An 11776-nucleotide genomic window follows, 5' to 3' on the forward strand; every position below is an offset into this window, starting at 1 on the left:
CCTTGTCGGCGCGGGCCCCCTTCCCGTACGGACGTCAGTCCTGCTTCTTCCTTCGTGTGCCGAAGACGATCTCGTCCCAGCTCGGGACCGCCGCGCGGCGGCCCGGGCGGACGCCGTCGGCCTCGGCCTGGCGGTCCGTGGTGCCCGTCAGGCGGTCGCGGTGGCCCGAGACCGCGCGGGGCATCAGGACGTCGGCGTAGGCCGAGCCCGCGCCGGCCGAGGCCGCCGGAGCCGGGGGCTCCTCCGCCTCGGGCTCGTCGGAGGGCTCGGTCGAGGACGGCTCGGGGTTCCGGTCCGGGACGACCATGTCGCCACGGAAGCTCGGCACGGCCTCCAGGAGGCTGGTGAGCGAGTCCCGCTCCTCCTCCGGCTCGGCCACCGGCGCGGGCCGCTCCATCTGGCGGTCGAGCGCGCGGTCCAGCGGCCTGTCCCGCGGCAGCCGGGCGATGCGCGGCACGAAGGGGAAGCTGGGCTCCGGCGCGGCGGCGATCGTGTCGTCCGTCTCGCCGATCAGCGAGCGCGCCTCGTCGTCCACGGCCTGGACGAGCCGCCTGGGCGGGTCGTACGTCCAGCTCGCCGTGTGGACCTCGCCGGCCACCCGGTAGACGAGCAGCACCTCCCAGGTGCCGTCGTCACGACGCCAGGAGTCCCACTGCACGGTGTCCTTCTCGGCGCCGCGCAGCAGCAGCCGCTCCTGCACCGCCTCGCCGAGCTGCGGCCCGGTGTTCTCCCCGGGCCTGCGCACGGGGGTCTTGCGGGCCCGCTCCGCCATGAACGCCCGCTCCGCGAGCACGGGGCCCTCGAAGCGCCGCACGCGGTCGACGGGGATGCCTGCGAGCTGGGCGACCTCCTCCGCGGAGGCACCGGCCCGTATCCGTGCCTGGATGTCGCGGGGGCGGAGGTGGCTCTCCACCTCGATCTCGATCTGACCGAGCCGTGCGCGGTCGTTCCGCACGGCGGCGCGCAGCCGCTCGTCGATCGGAAGCGTGTACTCCGTGCTGTCAGCAGCCTTCAGCACCAGTCGTGTGCCGTCGTTGGAGACGGCCACGACACGCAGTTCGGGCATGGGGACCTCCCGGGTGGTGCCTGCCGACGTCACGTGCGTCGCTGCTTCCGCTAGTCGAGTGTGGCCTGCCCGGGTGCAGCCTGCCACAACCTTGCCGAGTTGCCCGGCGTGTCGGGCATGGACCCTGGAACGCCGTTATGGCACGGTTACCTATTTACGACGCAGAGTGACCGGCGGTCACGCTGTGCGACAGGAATCCGTGCGGTGCCACGGCGCCGCCGGTTCGAGTGCCACTTTCGGCCCCCTCCCGTAGACCCCGAGCACCCTTGCGAGAGCCCGGACCCAGGGCTCGACACAGTACTCCATTCGGGCCACCTGGGTGGACCGGCACGCCGCCCAACTTCTCCGGAGGTACGGGAGTTGAGTCTCCGCGACCTTTGCCCGTACGTGTCCCTCTTCACAGAACCAGCGGAAACGGAACTATTCACTTCGCCCATTTGTCCCTTGTGGGTGCATGGTTGAACGGATGAGCAGGCAAGGGCGAGGCATGGATCAGGCGAAGGACGAGAAGAAGAAGCGGATCGACCTCAGCGTCGCCCAGGTCTCCGGCAGCGCGGTCGCCGCCGTCGTCGCCGCCAAACTCGCCTCCACCCTCGGCGTGTACGGCACGATCCTCGGCGCCGGTGTGATCAGTGTCATCGCGACCTGCGGCGGCTCTGTCTTCCAACACCTCTTCAAGCGCACGGGAGAGCAGATACGGGAGGTCGCCGTCCACTCGGAGCCGTCGAAGGCCGCGGGGCCCGCGGTCCGGCAGGCGGCCAACCGTACGCAGGTGTTCGCGACCGTCGGCGCGCCCGGGCCGGCCCCGTACGGCGACGAGTTCGGGGACGAGTTCGGCGAGGCCACCACGCACGGCACCCGCGTCCGCGGCTGGAAGCGCTCCGGCATCGCCGCGGCGCTCGTCTTCCTGGTCGCCATGGGCGGCATCACCGGCTACGAACTGATCTCCGATCAGGACTTCAGCGGCACCAAGGGGAGCACGACCTTCGGCTCGGTCGTCCGGGGCGACGGCGGCGGCAGGACCGAGCCCTCGACCGGTGCGACGCCCTCGCAGCAGCCGCGGACCGAGCGGCAGCGCGAGCGGGACGAGAGCGGCGGCGGTACCGGCACGCAGTCACCAGGGGCCGGTGGCACCACCTCCGACCCTGCGCCGACGCCCTCGCGCTCGACCGGGGGCGATCCGGAGCCCACACCCACCCCGACGCCCACGCCCACCGACACGACGCCGACGCCGACCCCGACCGGGACCCCGTCCACCGGCACCGATGCCGGCGGACAGGAGATCCCGGCCGAGTGATCGTCAGTCGCCCAGCACCCGGCGCAGATAGTCGTTGGCGAATAGCCGACCCGGGTCCAGCCGGTCACGCAGCGCCGTGAACTCGGCGAAGCGCGGATAGACCTCGGAGAAGTACGCGGCGTCCCGGGTGTGCACCTTGCCCCAGTGCGGCCGGCCGCCGTGCGCGGTCATGATGCGCTCCACGGCGGTGAAGTACCCGCGGTGGGGCGTGCCCTTGTAGAGGTGCACGGCGATGTACGCGGTCTCCCGGCCCGAGGCCGTGGAGAGCGCGATGTCGTCGGCCGGCGCCGTCCGCACCTCCACCGGGAAGCTCACCTTCAGCGGCGAGCGCTCGACCATGTCCTTCACCTCGCGCAGCGCCGCGACGGCCGCCTCGCGCGGCAGGGCGTACTCCATTTCGAGGAAGCGCACCCGGCGCGGGGAGGTGAAGACCTTGTACGGGATGTCGGTGTACGTACGGGCCGACAGGGCGCGGCTCGAGATCTTCGCGAGCGAGGGGATCACCGGAGGCACGGCCCGGCCGAGCGAACAGGCGAGCTGGAAGACCCCGTTGGAGAGCAGCTCGTCCTCTATCCAGCCGCTGATCCGTCCGGGCGGTGCGGCGGGGCCTGCGCTGCGGTTGTTGCGCTTGGTGTTGCAGTTGTCGGTGTGCGGGAACCAGTAGAACTCGAAGTGCTCGTTCTCCGCGTGCAGCGCGTCGAACTCCGAGGTGACCCGGTCGAAGGTCATCGGCTCCTCGCGCGCGCTGAGCAGGAAGACCGGCTCCACGGCGAAGGTGATCGCCGTGACCACGCCGAGCGCGCCGAGTCCGATCCGGGCGGCCGCGAAGACCTCCGGATTCTCCTTCTCCGAACAGGTCATCAGCTGCCCGTCCGCGGTGACCAGCTCCAGCTCCCGGATCTGTGCGGCGATGGAGGCCGAGTCGCGGCCGGTGCCATGGGTGCCCGTGGAGGTGGCCCCGGCGACCGTCTGCTCCATGATGTCGCCCATGTTCGTGAGCGACAGGCCCTCCCGGGCCAGCGCCACGTTGAGCCGCTTGAGCGGAGTGCCGGACTCCACGGTGACCGTCATCGCCTCGCGGTCGATGCGCCGGATGCCCGTCAGCAGGTCCGGCCGGACCAGCACGCCGTCCGTGGCTGCGATCGAGGTGAAGGAGTGACCGGTGCCGACCGTCTTCACCCGCAGCCCGTCCGCGGCCGCCTTCGTGACGGCGTCGGCCAACTCCTCGGCCGAGGCCGGGCGCACCTCCCGCACCGGACGGGAGGTGACGTTCCCCGCCCAGTTACGCCACGGGCTGCTCACCGTCCCGGTGCTCTCCGACCGCTGTGACTGCCCCCTGCTCGTCCCGCTCACGCTGCCCCTCCCGTGTCGGCACCGGCTGCCGCAGCCGGTGGTAGCCCAGGAGACCCACCAGGACCGCGAGCGCGCCCGAGACGACGGGCACCACGTACGCCGCTTCCGCACCCGAGGCGTCGACCACCCAGCCGGCGGCCGAGGAGCCGAGCGCCACACCGATCGCGAGCCCGGTCCCTGTCCAGGTCATGCCTTCGGTCAGCTTGGTGCGAGGCACGTGTGCTTCGACGAGGGCCATGGTGGTCACCATCGTCGGTGCGATGGACAGGCCCGCGACAAAGAGCGCCACGGCCAGCAACGGCAGGTTCCCGGCCAGTAGGAGGGGGATCATACTCACGGCCATCGCGCAGACGCCCAGCAGCCACCTGCGCGACGGCTCGCCCTTGAGGTGGAGCAGGCCGAAGACGGCGCCGGCCAGACAGGAGCCCAGAGCGTAGACCGCGAGCACCAGACTGGCGGCGGCCTTGCTGCCCTGCTCCTCCGCGAAGGCCACCGTCACCACGTCCACCGAGCCGAAGATCGCGCCGGTGGCGACGAAGGCGAGGGCCAGGACCTGAAGGCCGGGGGAGCGGAGCGCGGAACCGCCTGAGCTCCCGTCGCTCGGGTGCGGCTTGGGCTCGGTGGCGCGAAGCGAGGTCAGCCAGAAGACGCCGATGGCGAGGAAGACGGCCGCGAAGAGCGGGCCGGCCTCGGGGAACCAGATGGTCGACAGGCCGATGGAGATGATCGGGCCGAAGATGAAGCACACCTCGTCGACGATCGACTCCCAGGAGTACGCGGTGTGCAGCCGGCGCGCCTCCCCCTGGTAGATGTCCGCCCAGCGCGCCCTGGTCATGGCGCCGAGGCTCGGCACGCAGCCGATCACGGCGGTGAAGACGAACAGGGTCCAGTCCGGCGCGCCCTGCTGGACACAGAGCAGCAGACCGGCGGCAGCGACCAGCGACACGAGGGTCACGGGACGCAGCACACGGCGCTGTCCGTGCCTGTCGACCAGCCGCGATACCTGGGGGCCCAGCACGGCGGCGGACATGGCCATGGTCGCGGAGAGCGCGCCCGCGAGGCCGTACCTCCCCGTCACCTGGGAGATCATGGTGACGATGCCGATGCCCATCATGGACAGCGGCATCCGGCCGATGAAACCGGCGACCGAGAACGATCTGGTGCCGGGCGCCGCGAAGATCGCGCGGTAGGGACTGGGCAAGAGGATCTCCGGGCGTCAGCTCAACACGTGTAATTAATAGCTAAAGCCTACGGTGTTGAACTGAATGCCGCAGCCGCATTGTTCGGTCGGGGCGCGCCATCGGCCGTCAGCGACGGATGGGAGGATCGGTGCCATGTCCGATCAGCACGATCCCGCCCCGTACGACGCCCTTCTGCTGCTCTCCTTCGGCGGCCCCGAGGGCCCGGACGACGTCGTCCCGTTCCTCGAGAACGTCACCCGCGGCCGAGGCATTCCGAAGGAGCGGCTCAAGGAAGTGGGGCAGCACTACTTCCTCTTCGGTGGCGTCAGCCCGATCAACGACCAGAACCGCGCGCTGCTCGACGCGTTGCGGGCGGACTTCGCGGCGGCCGGCCTCGACCTGCCGGTCTACTGGGGAAACCGGAACTGGGCGCCGTACCTCACCGACACCCTGCGGGAGATGGTCACCGACGGCAGGCGACACATCGCCGTCCTGACCACCAGCGCCTACGCCTCGTACTCCGGCTGCCGTCAGTACCGCGAGAATCTCGCCGACGCGCTCTCGGAGCTGGAGGCGGAGGGGCTCCCGCTGCCCCGGGTCGACAAGCTCCGGCACTACTTCAACCACCCCGGCTTCGTCGAGCCCATGGTCGAGGGAGTGCTCGCCTCGCTGGCCGACCTCGACGAGTCCGTCCGGGCCGGCGCCCACCTCGCCTTCACCACCCACTCGATCCCCGAATCGGCGGCCGACTCCTCAGGCCCCGCCGGCGAGCACGGAGAGGGCGGCGCCTATGTGAAGCAGCACCTCGACGTGGCCCGGGTGATCGTCGACGAGGTCCGCAGGAAGACCGGTGTCGAGTACCCCTGGGAGCTCGTCTACCAGTCCCGCAGCGGCGCCCCGCACATCCCCTGGCTGGAACCGGACATCTGCGAGCACCTGGAGGAGCTGCAAGGCGCCGGGGTCCCGGCAGCCGTGATGGTCCCGATCGGCTTCGTCTCGGACCACATGGAGGTGCTGTACGACCTCGACACCGAGGCCACCGCCAAGGCCGCCGAGCTGGGGCTCCCGGTCCGGCGCTCCGCGACCGTCGGAGCCGACCCGCGCTTCGCGGCGGCGGTACGGGACCTCGTCCTGGAGCGCGCGGGGAGCGAGCGCGGTGCCCGGGTGGAGCGCTGCGCGCTCGGCGCCCTCGGGCCCTCCCACGACCTCTGCCCCATCGGCTGCTGCCCGGCGAGGGCGGAGCGGCCCGCGGCGGCCGGAGCCGACAGCCCGTACGCATAAGGAGTGCTTGTGACCGAGCCCGTGAACCCTGTGCCGACCGACCCTCTGCTCACCGAGTTGCTCGACCTCGCCCTGGAGGCGGGACGCCTGGCCGGCGCCCTGCTGCGCGACGGCAGGCCGGACGACCTGGCGGTGGCGAAGACGAAATCCAGCCCGATCGACGTCGTCACCGAGATGGACATCGCCGCCGAGAAGCTGATCACCGGCTTCCTCTCCGAGCACCGGCCCGACGACGGCTTCCTCGGCGAGGAGGGCGCCGCCAGCCCCGGCACCAGTGGGGTCCGCTGGGTGATCGACCCGCTCGACGGCACCGTGAACTATCTCTACGGGCTGCCGACCTGGGCCGTCTCCATCGCCGCCGAGCGCGACGGCGAGACGGTCGTCGGTGTGGTCGAGGCGCCCCTGCGGAACGAGACGTACCGGGCCGTGCTCGGTGGCGGCGCGTACGTGGGGGAGCGCCGGCTGGCCGTCCGTCCCGCGCCCCCGCTGGAGCAGGCGCTGATCTCCACCGGCTTCGCCTACGTCCAGACCCGCCGAGCCCGCCAGGCCGACATCGCGCAGCGCATGATCCCGCGTCTGCGCGACATCCGCCGCGGCGGATCGGCCGCCATCGACCTCTGCGACGTCGCCGCGGGCTGTCTCGACGGCTACTACGAGCGCGGACTCAACCCGTGGGACCTCGCCGCCGGCGACCTGATCGCCCGCGAGGCGGGCGCCCTGACCGGTGGACGGCCCGGAGAGCGCCCGTCGGGCGAGCTGACGATCGCCGCCCCACCGGGGGTCTTCGAGCCGCTCCAGCAGCTCCTGGAGGAGTTCGGGGCCTGGCGCGACTAGAGGCGAGGACCGCCCATGCGAAGGGGCCCCGGTGTCGTCGACACCGGGGCCCCTTCCATGTCAGGGGTCAGGCGCTGGCGGCGCCGACCTCGACGCCGTGCTCGGCGGCCAGGCGGTGCAGGTCGTCGAGCTCGGCCTGCTCGACCTCCGCGAGGAAGTCGTCGCCCGTCTCGCGTGCCCGTGTGAGGTCGGTCTGCGCAGTCCTTATGCGCTGCAGCAGTCCTGCGGTGAAAGCGTCCATCGTGCGCCCCCTCGTCATGGGTCGGTGGCACGGGGGTGTGCCGAAGGTGGGGTGGATCACACGCTGCAACCTCTGGGGGACAGAGCGGCTTGTGGCGCGCCACATACAGGGCGTGATCGCGGGGTGTGCAGACGTCCTCCCCACGCCCTTCCTCACAGAAACCTCAACTGGCCCGTGAATCCGGTGAATTCTCCGCGCGCCCCTCTCCGAGCCACTCGTGCCCCCACACGCCCCCTCGTCGCCCGCGTGCCCTCCCGCTCCTGCCCGTAGGCCGCCTTACAGCCGGTTTACGCGCGTACCGGGCAGGATGGATACGCACAGTCAGTGCTCAAGAACCGCCCGGGTCCGCGTGAGGGACGAGGGCTCTCAGGAAGGAATGACAGACGTGCGCGTACTCGTCGTCGAGGACGAGCAGCTGCTCGCCGATGCGGTGGCCACCGGACTGCGCCGGGAGGCCATGGCAGTCGACGTCGTGTACGACGGCGCCGCCGCCCTCGAGCGCATCGGGGTGAACGACTACGACGTGGTCGTCCTCGACCGGGACCTCCCCCTGGTCCACGGCGACGACGTCTGCCGCAAGATCGTCGAGCTGGGGATGCCCACCCGGGTCCTGATGCTCACGGCTTCCGGCGACGTCAGCGACCGTGTGGAGGGCCTGGAGCTGGGAGCCGACGACTACCTCCCCAAGCCCTTCGCCTTCACCGAGCTCACCGCGCGCGTGCGGGCCCTCGGCCGGCGCACCACGGTTCCGCTGCCGCCCGTCCTGGAGCGGGCCGGCATCAAGCTCGACCCGAACCGCCGCGAGGTCTTCCGCGACGGCAAGGAGGTGCAGCTCGCACCGAAGGAGTTCGCCGTCCTGGAGGTCCTGATGCGTAGCGAGGGTGCGGTCGTCTCGGCCGAGCAGCTTCTGGAGAAGGCCTGGGACGAGAACACGGACCCCTTCACCAACGTCGTACGGGTCACGGTGATGACCCTGCGCCGCAAGCTCGGCGAGCCGCCCGTCATCGTGACGGTCCCCGGCTCCGGATACCGGATCTGACCCGGTGGCCGCCACCCCCGCGCCCCCTCAGGCGCCCCCGAAGCCGACCTGGGACCCCAGGGACCCGGTCAGGCCGCTGCTCCGTCCGACGATCCGGATACGGCTCACGCTCCTGTACGGCGGCATGTTCCTGATCGCCGGCATCCTGCTGCTGTCGATCATCTATCTGTTCACCGCGCAGGCTCTGGGCGACAGCGCCTCGGAGCTGCCCTTCAAGGTGGTCAAGGGCGAGGTCCAGCCGACCACCTCCTGGTGCCAGCTGCCCGCCACGGGAACCGGGGAGCAGCTCAACGAAGCCGTCTCCGCCTGCCTCCAGCACCAGCGGGACCTGGCGCTGGGCGACCTCCTGCGCCGCTCCCTGTTCGCCCTCCTGGGCCTGAGCATCATCGCCTTCGCCTTCGGCTACGCGATGGCCGGCCGGGTTCTCTCCCCGCTCGGCCGGATCACCCGGACCGCCCGCCAGGTGGCCGGATCCGATCTGGCACGGCGCATCGAGCTGGACGGCCCGGACGACGAGCTGAAGGAGCTCGCGGACACCTTCGACGAGATGCTGGAGCGTCTGGAGCGTGCCTTCACCGCCCAGCAGCGCTTCGTCGCGAACGCCTCGCACGAGTTGCGCACCCCGCTGGCGATCAACCGCACGCTCCTCGAGGTGCATCTCTCGGACCCCGGGGCGCCCGTGGAGCTCCAGCAGCTCGGCAAGACCCTGCTGGCCACCAACGAGCGCAGCGAGCAGCTGGTGGAGGGCCTGCTGCTGCTGGCCCGCAGCGACAACCAGATCGTGGAGCGCAAGCCCGTGGACCTCGCCGAGGTCGCCTCGCGCGCCATCGACCAGGTGCGCGCGGAGGCCGTGGCCAAGGGCGTGGAGATCCGCGGTGAGCGGGAGGCTGCCGTCGTCCAGGGCAACGGCGTCCTGCTCGAGCGGATCGCCCTGAACCTGGTCCAGAACGCCGTGAGGTACAACGTGGCCGAAGGAGGCTGGGTCGAGGTCACCACCGAGACCGAGCGCGGCCAGGCGGTCCTCATCGTCTCGAACACGGGTCCCGTGGTTCCCGCGTATGAGATCGACAACCTTTTCGAGCCGTTCAGAAGGCTGCGGCAGGAGCGGACGGGGAGCGACAAGGGAGTCGGTCTCGGCCTGTCGATCGCGCGATCCGTCGCACGGGCCCATGGTGGCCGTATCATCGCGGAGCCCCGCGAAGGCGGCGGTCTCGTGATGCGTGTCACTCTCCCGATCTGACACACTTCGGGTACCAGCCGGTTCCGTTCGCTTTGCGCGGAATTCCCGGATCCCGTTTCTGAGACGCTCATGTGTGATCGATCACAGGAGCGAGCATCCGGCTCTCTACTCTCCGTGATTGAGAAATCCCTCGGAAAACCCGGAAAAGTCCGGGTTTCCGGGGGGCTGGATGACGGGAAGTACACGGGGTGGCGCCCGTGAAGGACGGCAGGTGGACCGTGTACGGTCCCGTTCGCCACCCAAAGCCGATCACTCGTGAGAGGGCCGGTTGGGTGTCGATTGAGTAACAGACCTTGATGTGAGGCAAAATCTCCGCCTCGGGTCGGGCACAAGTCCGGCCTCTCACGCGTTACGTGCGCTGGAGACACCGCAACCACCCAGAGGGGGAGAGCGACATGGCAACGGATTACGACACCCCACGCAAGACCGACGACGACGTCGATTCGGACAGCCTTGAGGAACTGAAGGCTCGCCGGAACGACAAGTCGACCTCGACGGTCGACGTCGACGAGTTCGAGGCCGCAGAAGGCCTGGAGCTCCCCGGCGCCGATCTGTCGAACGAGGAGCTCGCCGTACGAGTCCTGCCCAAGCAGGCCGACGAGTTCACCTGCATGAGCTGCTTCCTCGTGCACCACCGCAGCCAGCTGGCACGAGAGAAGAACGGCCAGCCGATCTGCCGCGACTGCGACTGAGGTCGCTCTGCCGTGGCAGGCGACTCACCGTCTCGGAAGCGACGCTTCCGGCTTCCTGGGAGGCCGGAGGCGTATCAGGGCGGCTCGGACCCGGCGGAGGGTGCTCAGGAGGCCCCTGAAGCCGAGCAGAGCGCCCTCCTGCCCTCTCTCGGCGCACGTGACGACGGGCGGGGCCCCTCGGCCTCGCTCGAAGCAGTCGTCACGACCGGGACGGCCGGAACGACGGAGCCGGTGGATCGGGAGGCCCCGCGTGGCGGGCGCCGTCTCGACGCCGTCAGGCGCGTCGCCGATCCGGCGCGCGCACAGCTGGACCGTATGAAACTCGACCGCGCGCGGATCGACGCCGTCAAACGCGGCGTGAAGCGTGGCGGCGAGAGCGCCAAAGCCGGGATCGGCTATCTCGCCGACCGGCTCATCGAGATCGCCCCGCGCATTCCCGTCCGGGACCTGGCGACCCTGCGCAGGCACTTTCCGGGCATGGGGCCCGAGCAGATCGCCGACAAGCTCGTCGCGGGCGCAGCCAACGCCAGCTCGACGGTCGGCGCGGGCATCGGCGCCGCCGCGATGCTGCCCGTACCCCCCGCGATGCCGGCCGAGCTCGCGGCGGAGATCACCGGAGTCGCCGCGATCGAGCTCAAGCTCATCGCCGAGCTGCACGAGGTGTACGGCCTGCGGCCGCCCGGCACGCTCACCCAGCGGTCGACCGCGTATCTGACCTCCTGGACGGAGGAACGGGGCATCGACCCCACCAAGCCGACCACCGTCAACGCGGCGCTCGGCGGGCAGCTCAAGCGAGAACTGCGTCAGCAGATCATGAAGCGCATGGTGCGCAACCTGCCCAACCTGATGCCGTTCATGGTCGGTGCCGCCGTCGGCGCGGTGATGAACCGCCGCGACACCAAGAAGCTCGCCCAGCACGTCCGCAAGGACCTGCGGAGGCGCCAGGTGCCCTGGAGCGCCCTGGAGGAGCTGCCCCCGCTGGAGCAGCCCGAGAACCCCAAGGAGATCGGCTTCTAGCCCTCGCAGGCCCGGACCTCGGCGGTCATGGCCTCACTGGTCCCGGCCTCGGCGTCGCCCGGGTTCTCCGTGCGTGCGGCCTCCAGGGCCGCGACGAGGCCCTCCGGGTCACGGCTGGACAGATAGACGTAGGGCGTCGGGTCCGCCGGGTCCGTCACCTCGACCCGGACCGCGCGCGGGACATAGCTGCGCAGCAGCATGAAGGCGCGCGGGTCGGCCTTGAACGTGCGCCAGGCGCGCGCCTCCTCCGCGTCCAGTACCTCCGGCGCACCCAGCGCCGAAACCGGGATCCGCGCGTCGCCCGCCACCAGCGAACCGGCCACCACCCGGATCCGGGCCGAGCCGTACGAGGAGACGACGACCGCCGCCAGCGCCGTCGCGACGAGCAGCCCGCCCAGCGTCGGGACCGTGCCCAGCGGGAACGTCACCAGACCGCCGGACAGACCCAGCAGAGCCGTGATCACCCACCAGGAGCGGGGGGCGGTCAGACGTTCGTCGAAGCGCGGCGCGGAAGGCGGTACGGAAGGCTGCATAC

The 11776-nt window shown here is 70.8% G+C and carries 12 protein-coding genes; 7 read left to right on the plus strand and 5 right to left on the minus strand.

From position 1 onward, the window contains the following. Window positions 1–34 precede the first annotated feature (34 nt). Window positions 35–1066: a septation protein SepH gene (gene sepH / locus ACFC0D_RS15075; protein ID WP_376434966.1), complete on the minus strand. Its 1032-nt coding sequence runs from the start codon at window positions 1064–1066 to the stop codon at window positions 35–37. 487 nt (window positions 1067–1553) lie between these two features. On the opposite strand from sepH, the gene ACFC0D_RS15080 reads away from it, so the two are divergent. Further along, on the plus strand, window positions 1554–2363 hold the full coding sequence (locus ACFC0D_RS15080) for a hypothetical protein (RefSeq protein WP_376434968.1): 810 nt from the start codon (window positions 1554–1556) through the stop codon (window positions 2361–2363). Window positions 2364–2366: 3 nt separating this feature from the next. On the opposite strand, the gene ACFC0D_RS15085 is transcribed toward ACFC0D_RS15080, so the two are convergent. Together ACFC0D_RS15085 and ACFC0D_RS15090 are read right to left on the minus strand one after the other, a co-directional pair. Then, the gene (locus ACFC0D_RS15085) at window positions 2367–3665 is read right to left on the minus strand and encodes a D-arabinono-1,4-lactone oxidase (protein ID WP_376434970.1); all 1299 of its coding nucleotides are present in this window, start codon (window positions 3663–3665) and stop codon (window positions 2367–2369) included. Continuing rightward, a complete protein-coding gene (locus ACFC0D_RS15090; RefSeq protein ID WP_376434972.1) occupies window positions 3646–4917 on the minus strand; it encodes an MFS transporter in 1272 nt (423 codons plus the stop codon). The genes ACFC0D_RS15085 and ACFC0D_RS15090 overlap by 20 nt, the downstream gene beginning before the upstream one ends. Window positions 4918–5050: 133 nt before the next feature. Here ACFC0D_RS15090 and ACFC0D_RS15095 point away from each other — a divergent pair, with 133 nt between their 5' ends. Continuing rightward, window positions 5051–6178, plus strand: coding sequence for a ferrochelatase (locus ACFC0D_RS15095; protein WP_376434974.1), 1128 nt, complete (start codon window positions 5051–5053; stop codon window positions 6176–6178). 9 nt (window positions 6179–6187) lie between these two features. Next, window positions 6188–7012, plus strand: coding sequence for an inositol monophosphatase family protein (locus ACFC0D_RS15100; RefSeq protein ID WP_376434976.1), 825 nt, complete (start codon window positions 6188–6190; stop codon window positions 7010–7012). Window positions 7013–7079: 67 nt separating this feature from the next. Here the strand turns inward: ACFC0D_RS15100 and ACFC0D_RS15105 are convergent, their stop codons facing one another. After that, complete coding sequence (locus ACFC0D_RS15105) at window positions 7080–7253, minus strand: hypothetical protein (RefSeq protein ID WP_315893340.1); 174 nt, start codon at window positions 7251–7253, stop codon at window positions 7080–7082. Between the two features lie 385 nt (window positions 7254–7638). Here ACFC0D_RS15105 and ACFC0D_RS15110 point away from each other — a divergent pair, with 385 nt between their 5' ends. The 4 genes from ACFC0D_RS15110 to ACFC0D_RS15125 all read left to right on the plus strand — a co-directional run bounded on the left by ACFC0D_RS15110 (window position 7639) and on the right by ACFC0D_RS15125 (window position 11241). Then, window positions 7639–8292 (plus strand): response regulator transcription factor, encoded by a 654-nt coding sequence (locus ACFC0D_RS15110; RefSeq protein WP_132914883.1) that lies wholly within the window; start codon window positions 7639–7641, stop codon window positions 8290–8292. Between the two features lie 4 nt (window positions 8293–8296). Next, complete coding sequence (locus tag ACFC0D_RS15115) at window positions 8297–9532, plus strand: sensor histidine kinase (RefSeq protein ID WP_376434979.1); 1236 nt, start codon at window positions 8297–8299, stop codon at window positions 9530–9532. Between the two features lie 395 nt (window positions 9533–9927). Further along, window positions 9928–10224 (plus strand): DUF4193 domain-containing protein, encoded by a 297-nt coding sequence (locus ACFC0D_RS15120; protein WP_003955561.1) that lies wholly within the window; start codon window positions 9928–9930, stop codon window positions 10222–10224. 12 nt (window positions 10225–10236) lie between these two features. After that, window positions 10237–11241: a hypothetical protein gene (locus tag ACFC0D_RS15125; RefSeq protein ID WP_376434981.1), complete on the plus strand. Its 1005-nt coding sequence runs from the start codon at window positions 10237–10239 to the stop codon at window positions 11239–11241. On the opposite strand, the gene ACFC0D_RS15130 is transcribed toward ACFC0D_RS15125, so the two are convergent. Next, on the minus strand, window positions 11238–11774 hold the full coding sequence (locus ACFC0D_RS15130; protein WP_376434983.1) for a DUF3093 domain-containing protein: 537 nt from the start codon (window positions 11772–11774) through the stop codon (window positions 11238–11240). The genes ACFC0D_RS15125 and ACFC0D_RS15130 overlap by 4 nt on opposite strands. Window positions 11775–11776 lie beyond the last annotated feature (2 nt).

The organism is Streptomyces sp. NPDC056222 (assembly GCF_042264065.1).
Lineage (GTDB): Bacteria > Actinomycetota > Actinomycetes > Streptomycetales > Streptomycetaceae > Streptomyces.

Bases quoted from the DNA above. Each gene is read 5' to 3' on its own strand.
- sepH (WP_376434966.1), bottom strand. From the start codon at position 1,066: ATGCCCGAACTGCGTGTCGTGGCCGTCTCCAACGACGGCACACGACTG.
- ACFC0D_RS15080 (WP_376434968.1), top strand. From the start codon at position 1,554: ATGGATCAGGCGAAGGACGAGAAGAAGAAGCGGATCGACCTCAGCGTC.
- ACFC0D_RS15095 (WP_376434974.1), top strand. From the start codon at position 5,051: ATGTCCGATCAGCACGATCCCGCCCCGTACGACGCCCTTCTGCTGCTC.
- ACFC0D_RS15105 (WP_315893340.1), bottom strand. From the start codon at position 7,253: ATGGACGCTTTCACCGCAGGACTGCTGCAGCGCATAAGGACTGCGCAG.
- ACFC0D_RS15120 (WP_003955561.1), top strand. From the start codon at position 9,928: ATGGCAACGGATTACGACACCCCACGCAAGACCGACGACGACGTCGAT.
- ACFC0D_RS15130 (WP_376434983.1), bottom strand. From the start codon at position 11,774: ATGCAGCCTTCCGTACCGCCTTCCGCGCCGCGCTTCGACGAACGTCTG.